This is a genomic window from Streptomyces carpinensis (assembly GCF_002154505.1).
Classification (GTDB): domain Bacteria; phylum Actinomycetota; class Actinomycetes; order Streptomycetales; family Streptomycetaceae; genus Streptomyces; species Streptomyces carpinensis.
Window position 1 is genome coordinate 1 of the sequence record NZ_MUBM01000113.1, and the last position, 25,028, is coordinate 25,028.

At 70.1% G+C, this 25,028-nt stretch carries 18 protein-coding genes and 1 pseudogene; 7 read left to right on the forward strand and 12 right to left on the reverse strand.

Going from position 1 to position 25,028, the window contains the following annotated elements:
* Positions 1-306, forward strand: a 306-nt coding sequence (locus BZY54_RS16630) for a hypothetical protein (RefSeq protein ID WP_107419732.1), incomplete at its 5' end; no start/stop codon positions are given.
* Between the two features lie 217 nt (positions 307-523).
* Here the strand turns inward: BZY54_RS16630 and BZY54_RS16635 are convergent.
* The 7 genes from BZY54_RS16635 to BZY54_RS16670 form a co-directional block, all read right to left on the reverse strand.
* Complete coding sequence (locus BZY54_RS16635; RefSeq protein ID WP_086725979.1) at positions 524-1,006, reverse strand: DUF6114 domain-containing protein; 483 nt, start codon at positions 1,004-1,006, stop codon at positions 524-526.
* 86 nt (positions 1,007-1,092) lie between these two features.
* On the reverse strand, positions 1,093-1,716 hold the full coding sequence (locus tag BZY54_RS16640) for a DUF6230 family protein (RefSeq protein ID WP_086725980.1): 624 nt from the start codon (positions 1,714-1,716) through the stop codon (positions 1,093-1,095).
* Between the two features lie 871 nt (positions 1,717-2,587).
* Positions 2,588-3,571 carry an ROK family protein gene (locus BZY54_RS16650; RefSeq protein ID WP_425276287.1) on the reverse strand — a complete coding sequence of 328 codons (984 nt, stop codon included), beginning with the start codon at positions 3,569-3,571 and terminating at the stop codon, positions 2,588-2,590.
* A gap of 17 nt (positions 3,572-3,588) precedes the next feature.
* Positions 3,589-5,319 carry a dipeptide ABC transporter ATP-binding protein gene (locus BZY54_RS16655; RefSeq protein ID WP_086725981.1) on the reverse strand — a complete coding sequence of 577 codons (1,731 nt, stop codon included), beginning with the start codon at positions 5,317-5,319 and terminating at the stop codon, positions 3,589-3,591.
* Complete coding sequence (locus tag BZY54_RS16660) at positions 5,316-6,215, reverse strand: ABC transporter permease (RefSeq protein ID WP_086725982.1); 900 nt, start codon at positions 6,213-6,215, stop codon at positions 5,316-5,318. Before BZY54_RS16660 ends, BZY54_RS16655 begins: the two co-directional genes overlap by 4 nt.
* Positions 6,212-7,171, reverse strand: a complete 960-nt coding sequence (locus BZY54_RS16665) for an ABC transporter permease (RefSeq protein ID WP_086725983.1) — start codon at positions 7,169-7,171, stop codon at positions 6,212-6,214. Before BZY54_RS16665 ends, BZY54_RS16660 begins: the two co-directional genes overlap by 4 nt.
* Before the next feature lie 50 nt (positions 7,172-7,221).
* Positions 7,222-9,039: a peptide ABC transporter substrate-binding protein gene (locus BZY54_RS16670; RefSeq protein WP_086725984.1), complete on the reverse strand. Its 1,818-nt coding sequence runs from the start codon at positions 9,037-9,039 to the stop codon at positions 7,222-7,224.
* Between the two features lie 310 nt (positions 9,040-9,349).
* On the opposite strand from BZY54_RS16670, the gene BZY54_RS16675 reads away from it, so the two are divergent.
* From BZY54_RS16675 to BZY54_RS16700, 6 genes are all read left to right on the forward strand, one after another.
* Positions 9,350-10,567: an ROK family protein gene (locus tag BZY54_RS16675; RefSeq protein ID WP_086725985.1), complete on the forward strand. Its 1,218-nt coding sequence runs from the start codon at positions 9,350-9,352 to the stop codon at positions 10,565-10,567.
* Positions 10,568-10,592: 25 nt separating this feature from the next.
* Positions 10,593-12,116, forward strand: coding sequence for a M81 family metallopeptidase (locus tag BZY54_RS16680; protein ID WP_086725986.1), 1,524 nt, complete (start codon positions 10,593-10,595; stop codon positions 12,114-12,116).
* Between the two features lie 41 nt (positions 12,117-12,157).
* Positions 12,158-12,982: a copper homeostasis protein CutC gene (locus tag BZY54_RS16685; protein WP_086725992.1), complete on the forward strand. Its 825-nt coding sequence runs from the start codon at positions 12,158-12,160 to the stop codon at positions 12,980-12,982.
* 446 nt (positions 12,983-13,428) lie between these two features.
* Positions 13,429-14,136, forward strand: coding sequence for an alpha/beta fold hydrolase (locus BZY54_RS16695; RefSeq protein ID WP_279634687.1), 708 nt, complete (start codon positions 13,429-13,431; stop codon positions 14,134-14,136).
* The gene (locus BZY54_RS54760; RefSeq protein ID WP_279634688.1) at positions 14,133-14,264 is read left to right on the forward strand and encodes a hypothetical protein; all 132 of its coding nucleotides are present in this window, start codon (positions 14,133-14,135) and stop codon (positions 14,262-14,264) included. Before BZY54_RS16695 ends, BZY54_RS54760 begins: the two co-directional genes overlap by 4 nt.
* A 372-nt stretch (positions 14,265-14,636) precedes the next feature.
* Positions 14,637-15,815: a GDSL-type esterase/lipase family protein gene (locus tag BZY54_RS16700; RefSeq protein WP_086725987.1), complete on the forward strand. Its 1,179-nt coding sequence runs from the start codon at positions 14,637-14,639 to the stop codon at positions 15,813-15,815.
* A 647-nt stretch (positions 15,816-16,462) separates the two neighbouring features.
* On the opposite strand, the gene BZY54_RS16705 is transcribed toward BZY54_RS16700, so the two are convergent.
* The 5 genes and pseudogenes from BZY54_RS16705 to BZY54_RS16725 all read right to left on the reverse strand — a co-directional run.
* The gene (locus BZY54_RS16705) at positions 16,463-20,548 is read right to left on the reverse strand and encodes a discoidin domain-containing protein (RefSeq protein WP_086725988.1); all 4,086 of its coding nucleotides are present in this window, start codon (positions 20,546-20,548) and stop codon (positions 16,463-16,465) included.
* Positions 20,549-20,824: 276 nt separating this feature from the next.
* A pseudogene (locus BZY54_RS16710) lies at positions 20,825-21,438 on the reverse strand (dihydrofolate reductase family protein).
* Positions 21,439-22,083: 645 nt separating this feature from the next.
* Complete coding sequence (locus tag BZY54_RS16715; protein ID WP_086725989.1) at positions 22,084-23,319, reverse strand: GNAT family N-acetyltransferase; 1,236 nt, start codon at positions 23,317-23,319, stop codon at positions 22,084-22,086.
* A gap of 246 nt (positions 23,320-23,565) precedes the next feature.
* Positions 23,566-24,003: a universal stress protein gene (locus tag BZY54_RS16720; protein ID WP_086725990.1), complete on the reverse strand. Its 438-nt coding sequence runs from the start codon at positions 24,001-24,003 to the stop codon at positions 23,566-23,568.
* A 295-nt stretch (positions 24,004-24,298) separates the two neighbouring features.
* Positions 24,299-25,028, reverse strand: a 730-nt coding sequence (locus BZY54_RS16725) for a LysR family substrate-binding domain-containing protein (RefSeq protein WP_086725991.1), incomplete at its 5' end; no start/stop codon positions are given.

Sequence of the window (25,028 nt, forward strand, 5' to 3'; positions counted from 1 at the left end):
AACCGGCCCGCCTACCCGATATGGGTCGATCCGGACCGACTGCCGATCAGCCGGATTCTCCGCGACGAACTGAAGAGCCTGGTGGCACGGTACGACACCTCATTGAACTGGGATTACCCACCGGACCCAGGGCCGTGGCGTGAAGCCGAGTGCCGCGAGTTCAACGAGGCGGTGCACCGAACTCTCGGCCGTCTTCGCGCCGAGCTCGGACCGTCATGGCAGATCCATGACGAGTTCGACGAACTCCACGAAGACCCGGACCTCGATCGCTACCTGGCCGACCCGGCCGGATTCGTCCGCAGCTAGGCACCCTGCCACGCCGGACCAGGGCGGCGCGGCCCTCCACGACTACTGGACGCCGGGAGTTCCCGGACCTGGACCGAGCACAGGAAACCGAACCGGCGAACGACGATCCCGGCCGAGCCTGCGCACCGCACCCTCGGGATCGGCCGGCCCCTCCCACCCGGCGGCGACCGCGCGGAGCTCCGGATCGGAGGACTCCGCGGTCCGGGACGTGTGAAGGTCAGCTGCCGCGCCGGCTCTCTCCTTCCGGAACAAGGCAGGACGCGTGGTCTGTCGATGCCGGCGACGGTTCGGCGGTATGGGGTGGCGTCCAGGCGCAGGCCAGGGAGCCGCCGATCAGACCGGAGATCAGTCCGAGGAAAAGACCGCCGAAGTTCGCGACGGGAAAGGAGATGAGGGTCAGCAGGAGGGTGGCGATCCCGGCGGGCACGCGGAGGGCGGAGCGGTGCCAGAGGCTGAGCCCGAGGACCATGAGCAGGACGCCGATGACGAGGGATCCGGCACCGGAGGTGGTCGACAGCGCCAGCGGAATGCCGTTCATGTTGAGGTTCGCGTAGGGCCAGTACAGGATCGGCAGGCCGGCCGTGAACGTGAACAGTCCGGCCCAGAAGGGGCGTAGGCCGCGCCAGGTTCTGAATCTGCACCGGGCGTCTGCCGCTGTGCTGCGCAGTTCCTGTTGCCTTCCGAGGAAATTGGTGATCACAGGTCCTGTCCTGGTCAGCGGTGCGGCTGTGCTTGGAGAGCGTGAGGCCGGCGCGGGGCGTGGGCGGGTACTCTCCGCAACGGCGGTCAGAAGCATTCGTGGTTGCCGGGCTTGAGCTGCAGACGCAGATCGGGCAGGTTGAACGTGCTGGAGGAGAGCGCGACCGTCGTCCAGCGCACCTGGGTCAGGGTGGACGAGTCGGCCTGCTGGCCGACGCCGTCGGGGTCGAAGAATCGCGAGTTCCTGTCTCCCGGATTGATGGGTCCCTTGGTGATGGCGCCCTGTGCGACTCCGATATCGAGGCCCTTGAACTGCGCTTCATCGGCCGATTGGCTTGTGATGTCGAGAAAGAGATTCGATGCCGTGGCCGGCCGTTCGTAGCCACTTGTGATCCTCAGCGTCTGAGGGCCCAGCACCGGGATGTCTACCAGAACGGACTGGCACAGGCCGCTGATCGTCGCGTGCCGGGTTCCGGTGACCACGACCGGCACGAGTTCGTGCTTCCTGGTGACGTCGACCATGCTGTAGATGCTGACCCCGCGGGCGGTGAGAGTGTCCGCGGCGATCTTGAATGTCTGGCCGGAGATGAAGAACGACGCTGCGAGTGCTCCCTGCGCCATGGCGATACCGAGAACTGCGCAGGCGGAGATGCTGGTGACCAGGATCGCAGCGAAGCGCCTCCAGCGAGTTCTCCCTGCCTGATGCGGCATCCGGTCTCCTCGGTGCTCAGGCCGGTCCGCCCCATTCAGGCAGGCGGACGATGCCCCGTTGTCCAGTGACGGATCCTAGACTTCCGGGCCCGGCAACCTGCTGCACATCAGGTCCGCCGTTCAGGTGGCGCACCTTCCACTGGGCCTACTGGCCCTACCCGGCATTGCGGGACACGCCGGCGCGTGCGCGCGGGGACCGACCCCGACGGTATGGGGAACAGGACTCGCGACAAGTCGGTCGTCGCGGGTCGCGGTCGAGTACTTCCAGCCGTAGGAGGTGGCGACAAGGGTGATCGCTCCGGGCGCGGCGCGGTCTGACACCGCTGCCGGCCGCCGCCTCGTACCCGCATCCGCGGCTCCGGCGCCGTGCGGTCCTGGAAGATTTTCTACAGCCCGTCCGCTATCGGCCGCTCAGCTCACGGCTCTCAACGCGTGCACGCCGGCTGACACGGCGACATCGGCCGTGGGCGAGACCGGCACCGAGCCGTGCCGGCGAGGCCAGGGCGCGGGGAAGCGAACCTCCGCCCCCGCCCGGTGAGGTCGCGGACGGCCAGCTCGGTGTCCCCGCGCTGCAGCAGCAGCCTGCGCCCGGGCCAGTGCAGCACCTGGGGGCGTCCGCCGATGCGGGGTCGAGCGGAGCCGCGGCGGTGGCCACTAGACGGGCAGAGACCTGGGCGGGAACCGCTTGAACAGCATCGTCCGGCATCGTCGCATGATTTCACCACTCGCCGGATGGTGAGGGTGCCGACCGCGGCCAGTGCCTTGTGAAGTCAGAGACCCGTCCGGGCAGCCTCGGCTGCCCGGACGGGCGCACTGGTGATTCTCAAAGGAGGACCGCGTCTTCAGCCTTCACGAGCCTGGCCGCGGGCGATCACGAACCGATGCCGACACGGTGCGGCCTCTCCGGGCCGCTGGGTCCTCGACGGCCTTCCGGTGTCGGCTCGGCTCTCACACCTGGCGTCGTCTCCAGGCGGGCGCGGGTGGCGGCGCCCACGGCTACCGCGTCGGCGCCGAGCCGGGCACGGACCAGGCGGACCGGATGACCGCTGACCGGGGGCTCCTCGGTGAGCCGGGCCCGTATGGCGGGCTCGAGAAGGTGCCATGCGCGGCTGACACCGCCGCCGATCACCACCGTGGTGATGTCCACCACGCCGGCTGTCATGACGACCGCGCGGGCGAGCCCGGCACCGGCGTCGCGGTAGACCGCGAGGGCGTCCTCGTCGCCGTGCGCGGCCGCGTCGGCGACCTCTCGCGCGGTGAGCCGGCGGCCGGTGCGGTCGGTGTAGCGGGCACCGATGGAACGGCCGGAGGCCAAGGTCTCCAGGTGGCCGCGCCCTCCGCAGGTGCAGGCCAGGTCGCCGAATCCTGGGATGTGCCCGATCTCGCCGGCCGCGCCGTGCGGTCCGGCGAAGAGCCGGCCGCCCGCCCACAGGGCGCCGCCCACGCCCGTGCCCAGCGCGATGCCGAGAACATCGGGTTCGCCTCGCACCGCGCCTGACGACACCTCCCCGCGCAGGAACGCGTTGACGTCGTTGTCGAGGAACGCCGGTACGCCCAGGGCGTCCTCCACGGTGGCGGTGACCGGGAAACCCGACCAGCCGCGGAAGGAGTCGCTGGCCACCAGGATGCGACCCGCGGCGGAGTCCACCACCCCGGCCGCGCCGACGCCGGCGCCGGCCAGCCGGCCGGGGGTACGCCGCAACAATTGCGCCAGCACACCGAGCGCGGCGTTGATCATGGCCTGCCCGCCGGAGGCCGCCGGCGTGGTCGTCCCGGCCCGGTCCAGCACCGTGAGTTCGTCGTCGCAGAGAACCACCTGGGTCGTCGTCCCACCGATGTCCACCCCGGCGAACAGAGTGCGGTTGCTCTCGTTCACGCCCCGGCCTCCGTGAGCCCGGCCGCCAAGGTGGCCAGGCGCTCGGCTCTGCGTCCGCGTTGGACCACCGGGTCGGGCACCGGCACGGCGGCCAGCAGCCGCCGGGTGTAGGCGGTCTCCGGGTGCAGCAGCGTCTCACCGGTGGGCCCCTGCTCCTCGATCCGCCCGGCCCGCATGACGGCGACCCGGCGGGCGAAGTGCTGGACGACGGCGAGGTCGTGGGAGACGAACAGGCAGGCGAAGCCCAGCTCGTCCTGGAGTTCGGTGATGACCTCCAGCACGGACTCCTGCACGCTCACGTCGAGGGCGCTGGTGGGCTCGTCGGCGACCAGCAGCCGCGGCTCGAGCACCAGCGCGCGGGCCAGGCTGACCCGCTGGCGCTGACCGCCGGACAGTTCGCCGGGGGCCCGGCGGACCACTTCGCGGGGCAGCCGTACCCGCTCGAGCACTGCTTCGATCCTGCTGCGCCGCTCCTGGGCGGAGAGTTCACGGCGGTGCACCCGCAGCGGCTCGGCGACGCACTCGCCGACCGTCATCCTGGCGTCGAGCGAGGCGACCGGGTCCTGGAGGACCACACCGATGCCGGACCGCAGCGCCCGGCGGGCCCGGGAACGGGTGCGGGCCAGGTCGGCACCGAACAGGGACACGGTGCCGGACGTCGGCGGGATCAGGCCGAGCGCGACCCGCGCCACGGTGGACTTGCCGGAGCCCGACTCGCCCACCAGGCCCAGGGTCTCGCCCGGGCGGACGTCGAGCGAGACTCCGTCCAGGGCGCGCACCGCGCGCTTGCCGCGGCCGAACACCACCGAGATGTCACGGAGTTCGACCACCGGTGCGGTGCCGGACCCGCTGCCGGGCCCGTCGTCCCGGCGGGCCTCGCCGGCCGGCGCGCGCTTGTCGGCCTCGGCGACCGACAGCCGGGGCACGGCTGCCAGCAGCCGCCGGGTGTACTCGTGCGACGGGCGCAGCAGTACGTCCTCGACCGGTCCGGTCTCCACTATCCGGCCGTGGTACATCACGGCGACCCGGTCCGCGAAGTCGGCGACCACGCCCATGTTGTGGGTGACGAGCAGGACGCCGGTGCCGGTCTCGGCGGCGAGCCTGCGCAGCAGGTCGAGGATCTCGGCCTGCACGGTGACGTCGAGCGCGGTGGTCGGTTCGTCGGCGATCAGGAGGGCGGGGTCGTTGGCGATGGCCATGGCGATGACCACCCGCTGGCGCTGGCCCCCGGAGAGCTGGAAGGGGTAGGCCTCCACACGCTTCTCCGGCTCGGGGATGCCGACCCTGCGCAGCAGGTCGACGGCCTGAGCGGCGGCGTCCTTGGCGGAGACGTCGCGGTGGTTGCGGATCACCTCGGCGATCTGCTTGCCGATCCGGGTGAGCGGGTCGAGCGCGGTGGCCGGCTCCTGGAACACCATGGAGACGGTCCGTCCGCGCAGCGCGGCGAGCCCGGCCTCGTCGGCGCCGACGATGTCGGTGCCGGCGATCACGGCCCGGCCGGAGACACGCGCGTTGCCGGCCAGCAGCCCCATCGCGGCCAGCGCGACGGTGGACTTGCCGGAGCCCGACTCGCCGACCAGAGCGAGCGTCTCGCCGGGACGAACGTGCAGGGACACGCCCCGTACGGCGGGCACCTGCGCGGACTCGGCGGTGAAGACGACGCCGAGGCCGTCGAGTTCGAGAATCGGCTCGGCCGCCGGGACTGCGGAGGCCTGGGTGGCGGTCATCCGCGTCCCCTTACGTCGAATGCGTCACGGAGCCCGTCCCCGATCGCGTTGAACGCCCACACCACCAGGATGATGGCCAGGCCGGGCGGCAGGATGAGCCACCAGTAGCCGGAGTAGGCGGCGGTGAGGCCCGCCGAGAGCATGCCGCCCCAGTCGGTGGCGGGCGGCTGCACGCCCAGGCCCAGGTAGGAGACGTAGGCGACGAGGAGGATGGCGTCGGCGATCTGGAAGGTCGTGGCGACGATGATGGTCGATACGGAGTTGGGCAGGATGTGCCGCAGGATCGCGCGGGCGTGCGTTCCCCCGATGGCCCGCAGGGTCAGCACGTAGTCGCGGTTCTTCAGGCTCAGGGTCTCGGCCCGGATCAGCCGGGACGGCACCAGCCACGACACCAGGCCGAGAATGAGGATCAGGCCGGCCAGGCCGGGCGTGGTGATGGCGGAGACCACCAGCAGGATGAAGAGGGCGGGGATGGCGATGCCGGCGTCCACGATCCGCATCATCACCGCGTCGATCCAGCCGCCGGCGTAGCCCGCGGCCGCGCCCCACAGAGTGCCGATGACGGTGGCCAGGACGCCCGCGGCGAGACCGACGATCAGAGACACCTTGCCGCCGTACATGAGTCGGCCCAGCTCGTCGTGGCCGACGGCGTCGGTGCCGAGCCAGTGTGCGCCGCCCGGGGAGAGGTTGACCTGCTGGAGCGCGGTGTGGGTCTGGTCCGTGGAATACACCAGTGGGCCCACGAAACAGAACAGGACGAAGAAGACCACGACCCCGAGTCCGGCGACGGCGAGCCGGTTGCGCAGGAAGCGCCGGACGGCGAGCCGGGTGCCGGAGGTCTCACGGGGGGTGTCGGCCTTGCCGGGCGTCGTGGCCGGCTGGATGACGGCGCTCATGCCCGGCCTGCCTTCACTCGGGGGTCGATGATTCGCTGGACGATGTCGGCGAGCAGCGTGCCGACCACGGTGGCGACGGCGATGACCAGCACGCAGCCCAGCAGGACCGGGTAGTCGGAGGACTGCGCGGCGGACCAGAACAGCAGCCCCATACCGGGGTAGTTGAAGAGCTGCTCCACCACCAGTGCACCGCCGAAGAGCACCGGCACGTAGTAGCCGAGCATGGCGACCACCGGGGTCAGGGAGTTGCGGAAGACGTGCCGCCGCAGGATGGCGCGGGAGCGGGAACCACCGGCCCGCGCCGTCCTGACGTAGTCCTCGGAGAGGTTCTCCAAGGTGGCCGCGCGCATGTAGCGGCTGAACACCGCGATCATGGAAGCGGCGCCGGCGGCCACCGGCAGTACCAGGGCCTGCGGGTCGGAGAACACCTGGGCGAGCGTGTCCCCCTGCGGCGCCTGGGACGGGAACCACGGCAGCACCTGGCTGAACACCAGCACCAGGATCAGCCCGAGGAAGTACACGGGCGTGGAGTAGGCGATGAAGCTCAGTGTGGTGATGACGTAGTCCACCGGCCTGTTGCGCCGCACCGCCTGCCACATACCCAGCGGGATCGCCAGGAGAAGGCCGATGACGGCCGACAGGACGGTGAGGACCAGGGTCTTCGGCAGACGCTCCCCGATGAGCCGGGCAACCGGCGCGTTCAGGGTGTACGAGGTGCCGAGGTCGCCGTGCAGCAGCTGGTTGAGGTAGTAGAGGTACTGCACAGGCAGTGGCTTGTCGAGGCCCTGTTCATGGTTGAAACGGGCGATCTGCTGTGCCGTGGCCTGTGGGCCGAGGATGCCGCGGGCGGGACCGCCGGGCAGGGCGTGCAGCAGACCGAAGACCACGATCGTCACGATGACGATCACGGCGACGGCTTGGAGGACGCGTCTGATCAGGTACGAGGGAGTGCTCATGTGTTTTCCGGTCGCTTCGGCTCAGGGCTGCGCTCGGTCAGCGGCCAAGCTCACTTGTTCGTCCACTTCCACATGGCGGGGTGGAAGTTGGCGAGCGAGTCCTGGGCGAAACCGCCCAGGCCGTTCTTGACCACGGAGACCTGGTAGTCCGGCTCCGGCAGCCAGATCACCGGCAGGTCCTTGGCCAGCGCGGCGCTGTACTCCTGGACGGCCGCGGTGGACTCGGAGGTGGTGGTCTTGGTGATCAGCTTGTCCACCGCCGGGTTGGAGTAGCTGCCGAAGTTGGAGCCGCCACCGGTCTGGAAGAGCGAGTCACCGCTCGGGTACGCCGGGAAGTACCAGCTGCCCGCGGTGCCGAAGAAGGACAGCTGCCACTTGCAGCCCGACTCACCGGAGGTGCACTGACCGGACTGCGAAAGAACCGAGTTGACCGGGGCGGTCTTGATGGTGAACTTGATGCCGGTCTTCGCGAAGGAGGACTGGAGGGCGTTCATCATGTTGTCGGTCACGGTCGAACCGGACTGGGACAGCACCTGCATCTGGAACTTGGTGCCCTTGGCGACGCCCGAGCCGCACTGGGTGGCGCCGTTGCCCGCGTCGGTGCACACCATGGTGCCGTTCTGCTCGGTCCAGCCGTGCGAGGTCAGCAGCTGCTTCGCCTTGGCGGTGTCGAAGGGGTACGGGTTGTTCTTCTGCTCCGGGGAGACGAAGTCGGAGGTCTGCCCCTGGGGGATCGGACCGTAGGTGGGGACCGCGGTGCCGTTGAAGACCACCTTGGAGAGGCTGGTCTGGTCCACCGACATCTGGATCGCCTGGCGGGCGTACAGCTGCTTGAAGACGGCGCCCATGGCGGGGTTGTTGAAGTTGTAGGGCATGTAGGTGATCGCCCAGCCCGCCCACGGCTTGACCGTGTAGCCCCGCGACTTGAAGGAGGCCTCCTGGCTGAGGTCGGTGGCGTTGATGTAGCCGTAGTCGACCGTGCCCGCCCGCAGCGCGTTCGCCTCGGCGTCGGTCGTGGTGAACGGCAGCAGGTTGACGTTCTTGATGTTGGCCTTGCCGCCGCCGTCGTACTTGGCGTTGGCGGTCAGCTCGACCTTGCCCGCGGTGGAGAAGGACTTGAGGGTGTACGGGCCGCTGACCGTCTTCCAGAGCGGGTCGGTGGCGTAACCGGAGATGTTCTTGGCGGCGTTGTTGAGGTACGTCCAGACCTTCTTGGCGCCCGCGGGGGTGCGGTCCAGGTCGGAGACGGCACCGGAGTCGCTGGTCTTGTCCCAGACGTGCTGCGGCATCGGGCGGATCATGCTCAACTCGTTGGCGAGCATCCACTGCTGGTTGTAAGCCTTGTCGAACGCGATGGTGAAGTGCGTGTCGTCGACGATCTTCAGCGAGGTCCAGTTGTCCGGCGCCTTGCCCGGACTGTAGCTTGCCCAGTCGGCCTTGTCGGCCTTGACCAGGTTGAACCAGAACTCGACATCGCGTGAGGTGATCGGCTTGCCGTCGTTCCAGTGCCGGTCGCCCAGGGTGATCGTTACGCTCTTGCTGTCCTTGGCGAAGTCCGCTGCGGTGGCGAGGGAGTTGTCCTTGTTCCAGCCGACCTGGCCGCTGGAGCCGTCGTAGGCGATCAGCGGCTCCCAGAGGGACTGGGATATGGAGGAGTTGTTGGTGTTGAGGTGCGCGGCCGTGCCGACCGGGAGAATCCAGTTCGGCGTGAAGTTCGCCGGGAGCGCGTAGTTGATGGTGTCCGTCGAGGTTCCGCCGGCCGACGAGGTGCCACCGCCGGAACAGCCGGTGAGCAGAGCGCCGGACGTGGCGGCGGCACCCGCGACGAGGGCCCAGCGGCGGCCGGACGCCGTACGAGCAAGGAACATGACTCTCCCTCGGAGTGAAAGGACCCGTGATGTGCCCCGGTCGGCCGGGGCGGGCGCCGCGGAGATCGGCGCTGTCTGCACGACAGTCAACGTCCCACACGCCGAACAAACAAACAAGGATTTGTAAAAAGTAAGTTTCTGCGGGCTCGACATAACCATCCGAGACCATGTCCGGGGCTTGGAATGACCACTCTTGACCTGGTTTGCCGTGTTACGGGTCAAGGCAATGCCGTCCGGGAAGCGGTTCCCGTCCGCGCTGTGCGGGCGTACTGTCTTCGCCACAACCACCGTTGCGGAAGTTACTTCGTACATGACTGAAATAAGTGCGCAGAACCGCCAGCCCGCCAAGGGGACTTCCTCCCTGGCCGCCCGGGTCCTGGAACTCGTGGCCTCGGGCGAGGCCTCGTCACGCGCCGAACTCGCCGCCCTGCTCGGCGCCGCCCCCTCGACCATCTCCCTCACCGTGGGACAACTGGTCGAGCGCGGGCTGATCGCCGAGGAAGGCACCCAGTCGTCCACCGGCGGGCGCCCCCGCAAGGTTCTGCGGCTCGGCGGCACCGACGAATTCGCCGTCGCCGCCGACCTCGGCGGCCGGCACGCCCGGATCGGTGTGGTGTCGCCGGGCGGCCGCCTGGACAGGGTCTCCACCGTTCCGTTCGTCATCGCCGACGGCCCGGAGGAGGCGCTGCCACGGCTCGCCGAGACCCTGGAGGCCTTGGCCGAGGAACGCGGACGCGACCGGCTGTGCGGCGTCGGCCTCTCCCTGCCGGGCCCCGTCGACATCGACTCCGGAGCGGTCGTCCTGCCGTCGCGGATGCCCGGGTGGAACCGCTTCCCTGTCGCCGCCTGGCTGGAGGAGCGCTTCGGCGTCCCGGCCGCGGTCGACAACGACGCCAACTCCATGGCGATGGGCGAGCACACCGTGCGCTCCGCCGAACACCGCCAGTCGATCATGGTCAAGATCGGTTCGGCGATCGGGGCCGGCGTCATCGTCGACGGCCACCTCTACCGAGGGGCGACCGGCGCGGCCGGCGACATCACCCACATCCGGATCGACGGCGCCGCCGACATCCCCTGCTCCTGCGGCAAGACCGGCTGCCTGGAGACCGTGGCCTCCGGCGCCGCCCTGGTGCGCATCCTTCGCGAGCGCGGCGTCGACGTCGACAGCCTCGAGGACGTCGTACGCCTCGTCACCGACGCCGACCCCGAGGCCACCCGCGCGGTCCGCCGAGCCGGAGAACACCTCGGGCAGGTTCTCGCCGCCAACGTCAACTTCTTCAACCCGGACGCCGTGTATCTCGGCGGCATCCTCTCCACCCTCGAACCCTTCGTCGCCGCGGTCCGCAGCCGGCTCTACGACAGCTGCCACCCGCTGGTCACCGAGCACCTCACCATCGAACGAGCCAGCCTCGGGCCCGACGCCGGAGTCGTCGGAGCCGGGCAGTTCGCCCTGCAACGCGCCATCGCCCACTCCCTGCGCAACATCGGCGCCGAGCGCTTCAGCCTCCCCGCACACCGCACCCCCTGACGCACCGCACCCCGCACGAGGAGCCATGTCGCAATCCAGCACTGCCACCGCCCGCCCGGTCATCGCCGTGGCCGGGCTCGGCATCGAGTCGTCCACTTTCTCCCCGGCCCGCACCGAGGCCCCCGCCTTCCACCCCTCGCGGGGCGCCGACGTGCTCGACCGTTACCCCTTCCTCGCCCCGGGCGAGGAACTGCGCGAAGCCGCCGACTGGCACGGCGCCCTGGTGGGCAAGTCGCTGCCCGGTGGCATGGTCACCGCCGCCGCCTGGTCCGCACTCACCGACGAACTCATCGACCGCCTCGCCGCACTGCCCCGGCTCGACGGTCTCTGGTACGACATCCACGGCGCGATGACCGTGGAGGGCGTCGAGGACGCCGAGGCCGTCCTGCTGGAACGCATCCGTGCCACCGTCGGCCCCGACGTGATCGTCTCCACCTCGATGGACCTGCACGGCAACGTCTCCCGCGAACTCACCCACCGCAGCGACCTCATCACCTGTTACCGGATGGCCCCGCACGAGGACCACATGGAGACCAAGGAGCGTGCCGTCCGCAACCTGGTCGACCTGCTCGCCTCCGGCGCCCCCCGCCCGGTGAAGGCGTGGGTTCCGGTCCCGGTGCTGCTGGCCGGAGAGCAGACCTCCACCCGCATCGAGCCCGCCAAGAGCGTGTACGCGGCGGTCGACGCGGTCGAGGCCACGGACGGGGTGACCGACGCGGCGATATGGGTCGGCTACGCCTGGGCCGACGAAGCCCGCAACCGAGCGGCCGTCGTCGTCACCGGTCCCGACCGGGACGCCGTGTCGGCCGGCGCCGAACGCCTCGCACGCGGGTTCTGGCAGGCCCGGCACGACTTCGACTTCGTCGCCCCGACCGGTACGTTCGACGGCATCCTCGACGAGGCCCTGCGCTCGCGACACCGGCCGTACTTCGTCAGCGACACCGGCGACAACCCCACCGCGGGCGGCGCCGGCGACGTCACCTGGGGCCTGACCCGGCTGCTGGAGCGCCCGGAGTTCCAGAAGGACGACGGCCCGACCGTCCTGTACGCCTCCGTGCCCGGCCCCGCCGCGGTCGGCACCGCGGTCGCCGCCGGCGTGGGCGCCACCGTCACCGTCACCGCCGGGGCCGAGGTGGACGACCGGCACGCCGGCCCCGTCACCCTCACCGGCGTGGTGCACGCGATCCGGCACGGCGACCGCGACGCCGAGACCGAGGTGGTCATCCGCGTCGGCAGCGTCTACGCCATCCTCACCCGGCTGCGCAAGCCCTACCACCATGAACACGACTTCACCGACCTGGACCTCGACCCCCGCTCCGCCGACATCGTCATCGTGAAGATCGGCTACCTGGAGCCGGAGCTGTTCGGCATGGCCGCGGCGTGGAAGATGGCCCTCACACCGGGTGGTGTCGACCAGGACCTGGTGCGACTCGGCCACCACCGCATCCGCCGACCCATGTTCCCCTTCGACCGCGACATGGCCGACCCGGACCTGACGGCCCGGATCATCCCGGCCTCCGACCAGCCGCTCACCGGGGACGACGAGTGACCGGCCGCAGCGCTCCCACGCCTCACCAGGACCGGCCCGACGTGCCGTCCGGCTCTCCCGGCGGCGCCGGTACGTCGCGAGCCGCCCTCGAGATCGCGGTCACCTCCCCGGCCGGGGCCCGTGCCGCCCGCGAACACGGTGCGGACCGAGTCGAACTGAGCACCGGACTCGAACTGGGCGGCCTGACCCCGTCCGCGGCCTCGGTGGAGGCGGTGACAGCCGTCGGACTGCCGGTGCAGGCGCTGGTGCGGTGCCGCCCCGGTGACTTCGTGTACGAGGCCGAGGAGATCGCCCTGATGGTCGCCGAGGTGCGCTCCGTCGTCGCGTCCGGCGCCTCCGGCGTGGTCGTCGGCGCGCTGACCACAGCAGGCTCACTGGACATCGACGCCGTCACCCGCCTGGCCGACGCCGCCCACGACGCCGCACGGAACCAAGGGCGTTCCATAGACGTCACCCTGCACCGTGCGATCGATCAGTCCGCCGACCCGGCCGCCGCCGCGGCGCTTCTTCCCGCGCTGGGGATCACCAGGGTCCTCACCTCCGGTGGCGCGGCCACCGCGGCCGCGGGACTGGCCACGCTTGCCTCGATGGTCGCCGCCGCTCCTGGTGTGCAGGTCATGGCAGGCGGCGGCGTGCGTACCACGGACATCCCCGCCCTGGTGACCGCAGGGGTCGCCGCGGTTCACCTCTCCGCCAAGGCCCGGGCCGAGGCCCGGCGCGGCGGTGCGTGGATACCCCTCGGAGTCTCGGGAACCTCCGCCCTCCAGGACACCCACTTCGTGACCGACCCTCAGGTGGTGGCCGAGGCCCGGCAGGCACTGGACGGCACGGACAAACGGGCGCCCGGCCTGTCGCAATGTGCCTGAACTCGTGCCGCGCGGCTTTCTTCACGATGGGCTCGACTTCGTTCCGTGTCCGGGCTTCATCCTTCGCCTACCCGGTGATCGCGGCCCGGACGTCGAGGGCAAGGTCGCGCCAGTCCCGAGGACGGGCCTGAGGGAGCCCTGACCCGCCGCCGTCCACGCAGCCTGCCGCCGCAGCCGAACCGGGACGACTGCCCGGCCTGCTCGTCGGTCGGAAACTCCACCGGCACGGGGCCGGACCGTAGCCCGTACTCGGGTCGGGACGGCCGCGTTTCTCAGCGGGTGTGTCGGGGAGTGCGCGCAGGATCAGTGCCGCCAGCAGGTGGGACAGCAGTGCGGGAGACGCCGGATGGGGGGGTGCTGCAGTGCCGTGCTCGCGGCCGAGGTGTTCGGCTGCGAGCAGCGCGAGGTCCAGGCGCTGGTGGTCCAGGTGCCGGCACGCCGGCGCGGTGGCCTCCGCCGCCGTGAAGCACTACTGGGGCGGCTCCGCCCACATCTGGCCGCCTGGGCAGGCGACCGTCCGTTTCGATCAGCGCGGCTGGGGCACCTCGCGGACCCTGCCGTGGCCTTATCACCTCGACCAGTTCGCCGACGAACCTGGCGCGCGTCGTCGACGCGAGCGTGTCAGGGCCGTTCGTCCTCGTCGGGCACTCGATGGGCGGCAAAGTGAGCCGGCTCGTCGCGGCCCGCAGGCCGCCGCGCTGGCCGGCCTGGTGCTCGTCGCACCCGCTCCGCCGCAGCCGCCCGCCGGGGTGACCGAGGAGTACCGGCGGGGCCTGTCCCACGCATACGACTCACCCGAGACGGTGCAGCATGCCCTCGACGATGTCCTGACCGCCGCACCGCTGCCCGAAGCGGTGCGTACCGCCGCGGTGCGCGACTGCCTCACCGGTGCCGAGACCCGGCGGGAGTGGCCGCTGCGCGGAATCGCGCAGGACATCACATGCGCCGTACGCGACATCGAAGTCCCGGTGACCGTGCCGGCCGCGGAGAACGACGCGGTGGAACCGCCGGACGTCCTGCGTGAATACCTGCTACCGCACATTCAGCACGCAACGCTCACCACTGTCCCTGCCGCCGGCCACCTGCTCCCCGCCGAAGCCGCCGGCGCCGTCGCGACCGTCCTGGCAGACTTCCTCGCCCACCTTCAGCGTTGACCGCGGGCCCGAACGCGCCTCTCTTCCCGGTGCTGAGCGGCTGGTGCTTCGCGCTGGCCGGGGTGTCGCAGGCGTTGCGAAGCGACCGCGTGACCGTCCTCGCAGCGGCCGTCAACGAGTGGCTGTGACCAGCTCATTCGAGAGGCGGACCAGCTGATCGGCTACTTGATGCCGCGGCCAGGGTTCCCACGCTCCGCAGCGGGGTGTGCGAACCCCTGGTGCCGTTCAGGAACGCGCTACGGATCCCTCGTTCGGTCAGCGGATTCATGAGGGGAGGTTTGCCTAAAAGCTTTAGGTAACTACATAATGGTTGTCGTCGCCGCCCGTCGCCCGCCTCCGGCTCGATCTCGAGACGCGGCCGCCAGTGCCGGGGTGCCGGCATGCGCAACAGAAGCGGGGCACACCCTGACCAGCAGCCCCGCACCGCAGGAGGCGGTGCGCCGCGCCGCGCACCGGTGCGTCCGAACACTTCCGGAAATATTGATCAACAGGCTGAGGCAATGGACACCGAGCACCACACGATCACCACACCTGTCACCGCGGACATGTTGCGCGGTCACCTCGACGTGGAAGCGACCGTCCACGGTCTGCTGCCGCATCGGCTGCCGGCCCGGGCTCGCCGGCAGATCCCCGACGACCAACTGGCCGTGGCCGAGGCCCAGCCCTCCGGCGTGCGGTTGGTCTTCCGCACGCGGGCCACCACCATCGAACTGGACACGCTGCCCACCAAGCGGGTCTACCGAGGTTTCCCGGCCCCGGCGGACGGCCTGTACGACCTGCTGGTCGACGGCCGTCTCGCGGCCCAGGCCACGGTGGCCGGCGGTAACGTCCGCACGATCACCGACATGGTCACCCAGTCCTCCGAACTGTCGGAGGGGCCTGCCGGCACCGCCCGCTTCACCGATCTACCTGCACGTGACAAGGACGTCGAGATCTGGCTCCCGCATACGGAGATCACCGAGCTGATCGCCCTGCGCACGGACGCCCCCATCGAGCCCGCGCCGGACAGTGGGCGCAGGGTGTGGCTGCACCACGGCAGCTCCATCAGCCACGGCTCGAACGCCGCCCATCCGACCGCCATCTGGCCGGCCCTGGCAGCCGCCCGGGGCGGCGTGGAACTGGTCAACATGGGGTTCGGCGGCAGCGCGCTGCTGGACCCGTTCACCGCCCGTGCCATGCGGGACACCCCCGCGGACCTGATCAGCCTCAAGGTCGGCATCAATGTCGTCAACTCCGACGTGATGCGCCTGCGCGCCTTCACCCCTGCCGTCCACGGCTTCCTCGACACCATCCGCGAGGGGCATCCGACGACGCCGCTGCTGGTCGTGTCCCCCGTCCTGTGCCCGGTCCAGGAGGACACCCCCGGCCCCCTCGCGCCCGACTTCGACGGCGGCACCTTGCGGTTCAAGGCCACGGGCGATCCGGCCGAACGCGCCGCCGGGCGCCTGACGCTCAATGTCATCCGCCACGAACTTGCCCGGATCGTCGAACAGCGGGCGGCTGACGACCCGAACCTGCACCACCTCGACGGACGTGACCTCTACGGTGAGACGGACTATGCCGAATTCCCGCTGCCCGACGAGGTCCACCCCGATCCCGCAGGACACCGCCGCATCGGCGAGAACTTCGCACGGCTCGCGTTCCGCGGTGGCGGCCCCTTCGCCCCCGGGACAAGCTGACCAGGATCACGGTCATGTGGCCCCGGTCGTCACAGTGCCGTGCCACGGGCGGAGTCACACCCGCGAAGCACCCCGACGTCGGCTCCGGCGCATCGTCCATGGCCGTCGTGGTCCCGACTCGTCCGCCGCCGGGTCAGGCGGCCCGGCCGAAGCCGGCGGCGGGGCCAGGTCCTGGTGGCACAGCAGGGTCCAGCCCGGGAGCGCGGTGGATGACGTGGTGGATGTGCGGCAATGACCGCGTCACCCCGCAACGGGCCTTCGTTTCGGTGAACCACCGGTGACGAAGCCGGCCCGGGTGCGTCTCCTCACGGCGCAGCCCCGATGCCGAGGCCCGGTCGGAAGCTGACGTCGGCCGGACCGCCGCCGTGCTCGACGACGATGCCCGACCCCGGCCACCGGCCTGGGGTCCGGCACCGCGGCTCCGAAAACCAGGCGGCCTCTGGCCCGCCCGGCACAACCGTGAGCGGCGTGCTGACTACGTGCACACCGGGCTCGTGCCGCCCGCTCTCACCGGGGCAGGCCCCGCCCCGGCCGCCGACCGCCTTCCAGGACTTCCGGGACCACCATGTGTTCCTTCGGATGGAGACCTGGCAGGCCGTCAGCGGCCGGCTGTCTCGGCCAGTGCCCGATCCCCGACGGAGTCGGGCCTACTGGGACCGGGCTGTCGTCGGCCGGCTGTTGTACGCCTGTACCTGGAGTGAGGGGCGGCCGGCGGGTAGTGCCGTGGCGGGCCAGGACAGTGTGACGGTCTGGGATTCGCCGGGCAGGAGCCACAGGTAGTTGTGGCTGTACAGCGTCGGCAGGACACGGTTACCGCCGTCGTCATCCAGCAGAGAGAGCCGGACCATCGCGGCGACGGCCGGACCGCGGTTGTGGATGGTGGCGGTCAGCTCGTGCCGCGCACCGGAGCGGGACAGGTGCGTGACGGAGGCCGTCACCTTGACGGGCTCGGCCGTGGTGAGGGCCTTCATCGCGGCCGGAGTGCGATAGCGCCAGTAGGTGTTGCGCGACAGCGTGCGGCCTGCGCCGTCTTGGAGGTTCAGTCGCAGCAAGTGCAGATCGGGCAGGTTGTCGGTCCATCCGACGGCGAATACCCGCGCGGTAGCCGACGGTGAGACGTCCACGGTGGCGTCGCGGATGTGGCCGAGCTGGTGGCCGGAGAGGTCGTAGAGGTGGGCAGTGACCCTTGCCCCCTTCACCTGCGCGCGCGTGTGGTTGACCGCGAGGACCTGTCCCGTGGACGGGTCGGCCTGTACGTGCAGGGGCTCGCAGGCGGTGCGGGCCCCGTAGTAGGTGCCGTTGACGTCGAAGTCGTAGTCGTAGGTCTGCCAGACCGTGCTGTGCCATGCGGGGTGGGACATCCACAGCATCAGGCCGCTGGCGTCGTCCCACAGGCGGGCGTTCCACGCCTCGAACATGGCGCGGGTGTTCTCGTAGTTGACGAACTGCGCCTTGCGGGCGAAGTCGTCGAGGTCCTGGGCCGCACCGAGGCGCGCCTCGATGGCCGCCTTGTAGTTCTGCGGAGCCTGGTTCCCGCGCTCGCTCCAGTCGTGGTAGTACCACGCACCCTGGATCGGCCACTCCGTCTCGTCGCCCACCATGTTTCGCAGGCTGGCGGCGGTGGAGACGACCGGCATGCCGATTTCGGTGTGGAAGCCGAAGCCGTTGCTGCCGTAGGTCGACGGGTCGTAGTACTTCTCCGGTTCGACCCAGCCGTAGGGGCCGCCGCCGGTGACGATCCCTCCGGCAGAGTTGTTCTGGTAGAGGATGCCGGGGGCCTGCTGCTGGACCGCATCACGCATGCCCTGGTCGATCGCGGCCGGCGGATTGCCCTCGTTGGCGCCGCACCAGACCACCACACAGGGGTGGATGCGGTAGCGCAGTACGGTGTCCCGCGCGATGGCGTTGAAGGCGTCGTGGTTCGGCGGATCCATGCTCCAGGCGTTGGGGAAGTCGTTCCAGACGAGGATGCCGTGCTCGTCGCAACTGGCGTAGAACTCCTCGCGGTTGCTGCTGCCGACCCAGTTCCGGATCATGGTGAAGTTCATGTCGCGGTGCATCCGCACGGCTGCGTCCATCCGTGCGCCCGGCATCCTGCGCAGCAGTTCGTCCCAGCCCCAGTTTCCTCCGCGGGCCAGGACCCGAACGCCGTTCACGCTGATTTTCAGCGGGTCGGGGGTGTTGGTCACGGACTTCACGTCGGTCCACGTGTTGCCGTCGTCGGACACCTGGATCGTGTAGGTCTTCGGGTATGCCTGCTCCCACACGATGGCCACCTGGTCGAAGCGCTGTGCGCTGCCGAGGTCGACCTGGATCCACTGGTGGTCCTCGTACTGTGAGGACCAGCGCGTGCCAGGGTTGCCGTCAGTGGCGCCGGCGGCCGGGTGATCAGGGTCTTCTGTGGAGGCAGTGGCCTTCCGGTGCAGCGCGAGATCGGTTCCCGGTTCGGTGCTGTCGATCACTGACAAGGACCACAGAGAGTTGCCCCAACTGGTGTTGCGCAGGCCGCAGTCGAGCCGGACGAAGCGGGCCGTGAGCGGGGTGAAGTCCTCCACCTGCAGGCTTGCGTCGCCGCTGTTGAAGGGCAGCGGTACCGCGGTGTTGTCCACGGACTTCGCATCGGTCCAGGCCGAGCCGTCGGCGGACAGCTGTACCACGTAGGTCCGGGCATAAGCCTGTTCCCAGACCAGGTCGACACGGTCGAACGACTGCATGGACCCCAGGTCCACCTGGATCCACTGGTCGTCCTGGAAGGCCGAGGACCAGCGGGTGCCAGGATTCCCGTCGGTGGCGTTGCCGGGTCCGTGGTCGTCCTCGTCCACGCTGGAGGCGGTGGCGCCGGCATGCAGGGCGAGGTCGGTCCCGGGCCGCGAGCTGTCGAACACGGACAAGGCCCACAGGGAACTGCCCCAGCCGGTGGCCCGGGTCAGGCACCTGATCCTCAGGTACCGAGCCTGCTGCCGGCCAAGGTCCACGGACTGGGTGTATGCGTCGGTCGAGGCGACGAAGGGCAGCGGCACATCGTAGTCGTAGCCGAACTGGCGGATGCCGAACCGGGTGGTGCGCCGGTCGCTCTCAGCGCCGTCCACCTGGGCGACCAGAGTGAGGTCGTGCAGGTCGGGGTTTCCGAGTCCATTGGGCCACCACAACTTGGGGTTGCGCAGTCGCAGCCGGTTGAAGGCATCGGGGGCGAAGACGACATCGATGCTCTGACCGGCGGGGACGGTGACGGTCTTGGAGACCTGTACGTCGTCGAAAGCGGCGGAGACGGCCGCCTTGTGGTCGGAGGTGTCGCCGTTGCGGACCGGGACGACGATGGTCAGTTCGGCGGTCGAGGTGTCGGGCAGGCCCGGGAGTACGGTGTCCACCCGCGGATCGCCGATGACGATATGACCGGTGGACCTCAGCCGGACATGATTCCAGATGCCGGCGACGCGGTCACGGACGGCCGGCATCCAGTCCCAGCCCGAGGAGGCGAGATACGTGGGGGAGTTGAGGTTCATCTGACCGGCGCCGGCGTCCACCCAGGACTCGCCCGCCGGCCCCTTGTCGCCCGGGCTGCCGGGAACGGGCATCGGTGTGATCTTCACCGCCAGCGCGTTCTTGCCCTTGGCGGCGAGGAATCCCGTGATGTCGTGCGCGGAGCGGGCGAACGGGTACACCAGGCCGCCCACATGCTGTCCGTTGAGCCAGATCTCGGCCTGGTGATTGATCCCGTCGAACTCGAGCCAGACCCTGCGCCCGGCCCCGGTCTGCAGGCCGCGCGGCAGGTCGAAGTCCCGCTTGTACCACCACGAGTGGCGGGAGAGCGCCTCGGGGATGTGCAAGTTGTTCAAGCCGGAGACCGGGTCGGGCAGCTTGCCCTGGTCGACGAGCGTCGCGAGGACGGTCCCGGGAACGGTGGCGGGCAGCCAGCCGGTGGTGTCCACTGTTGCCTTCGATATGACCGGGCCGTCGCCCTCGGCCCAGTCGTCCATGGTCAGCATCCACCCGGACTCCACAGGCACCGTACCGTCGTCGGCCACCGCCAACGCGGGTACATCGCCGTGGTGCGTGCCCCAGTCGGTCCAGCCGGTGGCCGAGGGCCGGTGCCCCATGGTGGTGCCGAACACCTCGAAGCCGTTCAGGCCCAGGGGGTTGTCACTGGACCGCTTGCGGGCGGTCATGCGCACCCAGCGGGCCGTTACCGGCTGGGGCAGCTGGATGTTGACGACGCCGCCGGTGCCGGCGGTCGTGCGGTACACGCTCGTCCAGGACTTCTGATCGCGGGAGGTCTCGACCACGAAGTCCCGCGCGTAACTCGAGAGGATCTCCTTCCCCGTGGTGCCGTCGGCCCAGTTGCCGGTCGCCGGAGGGGTGAACACCGGATCGCTCGCATCGGCTTCGAAGGTGAGACGAATCCACGTGACCTGGCAGTCCGCCTGGAGATCGACCGAGATCCACTGCGGGTCGCCGGCCGCCGCACGCCATCCGGTGCCCCGCACACCGGCCGAGGTGATCCTGTCCACCACGAACTCGCCGGGAGTAGGGGCGTAGTCGGTCGATGAGACCTGCACAGGACGGTACGTGGCCAGCTCGGTCGCGGACGCCGGTGCGAGAGGGGAGCCTCCGCGCTCGGCGGCCGAACTGGTCCCCGGGAGCGCAGCACCCAGGCTGAAGCCGGCGAGAAGAGTGGAGCCGGCAACGACGATCGATCGCCGGGAAGGGAGCGGCGTGTGTGGCTGCTCTGCCATCAGGGGGACGTCCAATCACACAAGTGGTGCCCGAGAGCCGGAGTGACAACGTTGTCGCTGAATGACAACGTTGCCAAAGATGGTGGCGTGCGGTGGATCTTGTCAAGGCATTCGGGGACATGGCTTGTTCTGTGACAACCCCGGCTGCGGGGAGAAGAACCGATGGCGAAGGCTCAGGCCGAGGGTGGTTGGCGGACGTCGCTGGAACGAGTGCTGCCCTCAGTCGCCGTCCGGGGCGCGGCTGACTGCTCGCTGCGAGGTCCCGCAGCGACATCGTCAGAGGACGTCGTAGGTCAGGTGCGTCGAGGTCGATGTCGGGATCACGCTCCGCTGCACCAGCGTGCGCGGCGTTCCGCCGGTGAACAGGGGGTCCCGGAGCCCAGCACGACGGGCGCCAGATGCAGCGTCAGCGCGTCGACCAGCCCGGCGTCGAGCGCCGAGCCGATCGTGGCGCCGCCGCCCATGAGGACGACGTCGAGATCCTTGCCGCTGTCCGACGCCACGGCCTCGGCGCGCTCGCGCGCGGTGGTGACGGCGTCCGGCAGTCCAGTGGTGACGAACGTCCAGTCGAGGTGGGTGAGCCGTACCGACTCCGGCGGCGAGCTCGTCACGACGACGAACGCGGGCTTGCCGACCTCGCCGGCGCCGTAGCCGGTTTCGTCGTCCCAGCCGTTCGGCCCGTCGACCACGTCGAACAGCCGGCGGCCGAGGAGGACGGCGCCCGATCGGGCTGTCGCTGCGCGCAGGACCCGGCGGTCGTCGGGGTCGTCGGAGAACGCCCAGGTGTGCAGGGCCTTCCCGCCGGTGCCCAGACCGTTGTCCGGGCCGGGGTCGGGCCCGGTGACGAAGCCGTCGAGGGAGACCGAGATGTCAGCGATGATTCGAGGCATACCAGGGCAGACCCGATCCGCCGCCCGAACTCATCGCGCACACGTGAAGAATGTGCCGGAGAGAACGACTCCGCCGGCCCCATGTCAGTGCCGCCTGTTCTGCTTCGGCGCGGGACAGGTCCGGTGAGCGACGGAGACCGACATGGGCGTGCTGTACGACTACTTCCACGCGACCGACCACACCACGGCGGTGAACCAGGCCATCGGCCCCGACGGCGACCGGCTCCGCGGACGTCGCTGGAAGAGACGGGCGCAGACTGGATCGACGCAGAGGGCTTGGACCCGAGCGTCGTACTGGCTCGACCGGTCGCCCACGCCGAGGGCGTCCCCTTCCCCGATCAGCAGGATGCGGCGGAACCGATCTGGCCCGAACCGCCGTACCCCAGGGCGAGCCCACCGACACCCGGAGCACCTCGGGGTCGCTGCCCGCAGAAGGGTCTACGTGATCACGGTGTTCTCTACGCTCAGTAACCACAAGGACGGCCTGACCGCGCTGCCGTTTCGCCTGCTTGAACCCTCCGCTTGGCAGTCGGCGTCGTCGCCTTCCCGGGCCGTCTCGGGGCCGTCGGAGGGTGCTCGAAAGACGACGGGCGCTGACGACCGGCGGCAAGTGACGAGGCTGGTGCGGGGTCGGTGAGTGCGTGGTCAGAACCAGTGCAGGCAGTGTGGGGTGCGCTCGGCGCGGAAGAGGGTGTCGGCGAGGGTGGCCGCGTCCGGGCGGTGGGCCCGGATGTGTCCGGCGCGCACGAGCGTGCTCGGGGTGGTGCCTCCGAGGTAGATCGAGCCCAGGTCGCTGATGTCCAGGGACAGGTCGGGCTCCTGGTCCGCCGGGGCGCAGTCGGCCTTGCCGTCCCGGACGGTCAGCAGGTAGCGGCCGTGCTCGCCGAGGAACGGGTCGTCGACGTCGAGGACGAGTTCGCCGTCCGTGAACCAGCCGCGGGCGGTCAGCGCAGCCGGGATGTCCAGCAGCCGTACCCAGAGCCAGTCGGTGTCGCCGCTCACCTCGCCGGCGCGGAAGTCGGCCAGCTGCCAGCGCAGTGGGTGCTGGGGCGGGAAGTGCTTGAACACGACCTGAGTGACCAGGTCGTGTCCGAGCAGGAACCGGGCCAGGGCCGTGAGGACGGCGTCGTCGGTGGCGATGGTCTCGTCGACCGTCAACGTGCTGCCTTCGCCGATCGAGTAGCTGGCGTATCCGTCCGGGTTGCCGTCGGCGTCACGATGGACAGCGATGTAGCGCGGCGCCGGGGATATCGGGGGCTGTCCCGCGCCCGAGGCCCACCAGCGGTGCGGCCGGGACAGCGCGCCGGGCTGTGCGCGGCGGTAGCGGTCGTAGACCTCTTCCAGGATCTCGCCGCACTCGGCACGCCGCAGGACCTCGACCGTGCCGGTGTCCGAGCCGGTCGCTGGGGCGTCGGCCGTTGTGCGCGCACGAGGGAGGGCGAGGGCGCCTTGGTGGCGTGGCACTGTCAGCCGCTGGGTGTAGGTGGCCGGTCCGTAGCCGAACCTGCGGTAGATCAGGGCCTCGGAGGCCAGCAGGACGGAGAGGAACTCCCCGCGGGCCCGCAGTTCGGTGAGCTGACGCCGCATCATCGCGGTGAGCACGCCCTGGCGTCGGTGCGAGGGCAGGACGCCGACGGCGGTCACTCCGCCGGCCGGGGCGAGGATCTCACCGGGCAGGGTGAGCTCGAAGGAGTACGCACCGGCGGTACCGACGGGTCGTCCGTCCGGCGTCATGGCGAGCAGGTTGCGGTCCATTTCGAGCGCCGACCACCACACCCCGCGGCCGTCCTGGGTGGGGGTTTCCGGGAAGCGTCCGAAGGCGGCATGGAGTGTGTCGACGAAGACGTCGAGGTCCTGGTCGGTCGTGGAACGGATCTCCATTGCTGCCGCTGCCTCCCCGGGGTACCGGCACCACGACCCGTGGTGCTCCGTGACAGTGCAGTGTCGACCGTTCCAAGGTCAAGCGAATTACGGCCGCACTCCGCGGCCCGTCCCGGCACGGCCCCGGGGGGCGAGGTGCGGAGGTCGGGTGCGGCGTCGGTGATGCGGCGGCATCGAGCGCCCGGGTAGCCGGTCCTGCCAGTCCCGGGACACGTCGGCGTTGCCGACGTGTCCCGGGGGCTCGGTTCAGTTCTGGTCGGTGTCGGTGTCCTCGGGCGCCAGGAGTATGGCGGTACGGCTTATGTGGGCGACGGCATCGCTGACGCGGGGGTTGAAGAAGGCCTCGATCGAACCGCGGTGATGGGGGCTGAGGACCAGGAGGTCGGCGTGGAACTCCTCCGCCGCCTCGGAGATGATGGTGGCTATCTGGGTGGTCAGGCCGCCGGCCACGGTGCCGTCGGCGTCGACGCCCATGTCGCGCAGTGCGGCAACGGCGTCATCGACAACGGCTTTGGCCTGCACGTCGTCCTCCAGAGGGACGACGGCGGCGAGGTTGGCCACGGAAGCCGCGACATGCACTACACGGACCTTGGCGTCGGTCAGCCGTGCAGTGTCGCCGGCCAGCCTCACGGCGGAGTAGCGGGCAGGGCTCGGGTCGACAGCGACAAGGATGCGCTGGAACATTGAAATCCTCTTACCTCTCTGCGGTGGATCGGAGCCCTCTTCAGGGGGCAGCCGCCGGGAGCGCCTGCGTGAAGGAGACCTCGCTCTGTGCCCGAAGGCACCTGCCGAGGTGCTCGGGCATCGCCTCAACAACGCGAGACCGCGGGAATGTTCCGGATGGCAGGTCGCACTCCCGATTCCGCCTGGACTTCGGCTTCCGCACCATGCTCGTGGTGACGGTGACCTGCTCCGGCCATGGAGGGTGAGGAACGAGGATTGGCGGTGGCGCTCCACGTCACCCCCCATAGGAGTCGGATCAGATCACCGCCGACGCCCGGACCTTCCGGGGCGTGTCCGGCAGATCTCGGCCGACGGTCGCCAGCAGGTTCGCGACCAGGGGGCTCTCGTCGTCCTTGCGCCAGCCGACGGCGACTCTTGTGCGGGCTTTGCTGGACTCGATCCTGCGGAAGGCGACGCCTTTGAGACGGATGCGTCGGATGCTCGCAGGAGCCAGGGACACGCCCAGACCGGTTTCCACGAGCGCGCAGACGGTCTGCCACTCCACCGCGTGCTGGGCTATCCGGGGTGTGAAGCCTGCTTCGGTGCACAGGCCGGCGATCTGGTCGTACAGCTGTGGGCCGACCGTACGGGGCAGCAGCACGAAGGGTGAGTCCGACAACTGCGCAAGCCGCACGGTCCGCTGGACGGCCAGGGGATGCGTGGTCGGCAGCACGGCCACGAAGGGCTCGCTGAGTACCGTCCTGAAGCCGAGCTCCGCCTCGTCGGCGGGGGGTTCGCGCAGCAGTCCGATGTCGATGGTCTTGTCGTGCAGGGCGGCGATCTGCGGCGCGGTGGTCATCTCACGGATGTCCAGGTGCACGCCGGGGAACCGCTGCCGGAAGGTACGCAGCAGGCCGGGCAGGACGGTCAGGGCGAGGGAGCCGGCAAAACCGATCCGCAGCCGGCCGACCCGGCCGCTGCCGACGGCCCGGGCTGCGGCCAGGCCGTCCGCGAGGCCGGTGAGGGCCCGCCGCGCGGCGGGCAGC

Bases quoted from the DNA above. Each gene is read 5' to 3' on its own strand.
- BZY54_RS16720 (WP_086725990.1), bottom strand. From the start codon at position 24,003: ATGTTCCAGCGCATCCTTGTCGCTGTCGACCCGAGCCCTGCCCGCTAC.
- BZY54_RS16675 (WP_086725985.1), top strand. From the start codon at position 9,350: ATGACTGAAATAAGTGCGCAGAACCGCCAGCCCGCCAAGGGGACTTCC.
- BZY54_RS16665 (WP_086725983.1), bottom strand. From the start codon at position 7,171: ATGAGCACTCCCTCGTACCTGATCAGACGCGTCCTCCAAGCCGTCGCC.
- BZY54_RS16680 (WP_086725986.1), top strand. From the start codon at position 10,593: ATGTCGCAATCCAGCACTGCCACCGCCCGCCCGGTCATCGCCGTGGCC.
- BZY54_RS16705 (WP_086725988.1), bottom strand. From the start codon at position 20,548: ATGGCAGAGCAGCCACACACGCCGCTCCCTTCCCGGCGATCGATCGTC.
- BZY54_RS16660 (WP_086725982.1), bottom strand. From the start codon at position 6,215: ATGAGCGCCGTCATCCAGCCGGCCACGACGCCCGGCAAGGCCGACACC.
- BZY54_RS16700 (WP_086725987.1), top strand. From the start codon at position 14,637: ATGGACACCGAGCACCACACGATCACCACACCTGTCACCGCGGACATG.
- BZY54_RS16640 (WP_086725980.1), bottom strand. From the start codon at position 1,716: ATGCCGCATCAGGCAGGGAGAACTCGCTGGAGGCGCTTCGCTGCGATC.
- BZY54_RS16670 (WP_086725984.1), bottom strand. From the start codon at position 9,039: ATGTTCCTTGCTCGTACGGCGTCCGGCCGCCGCTGGGCCCTCGTCGCG.
- BZY54_RS16715 (WP_086725989.1), bottom strand. From the start codon at position 23,319: ATGGAGATCCGTTCCACGACCGACCAGGACCTCGACGTCTTCGTCGAC.
- BZY54_RS16655 (WP_086725981.1), bottom strand. From the start codon at position 5,319: ATGACCGCCACCCAGGCCTCCGCAGTCCCGGCGGCCGAGCCGATTCTC.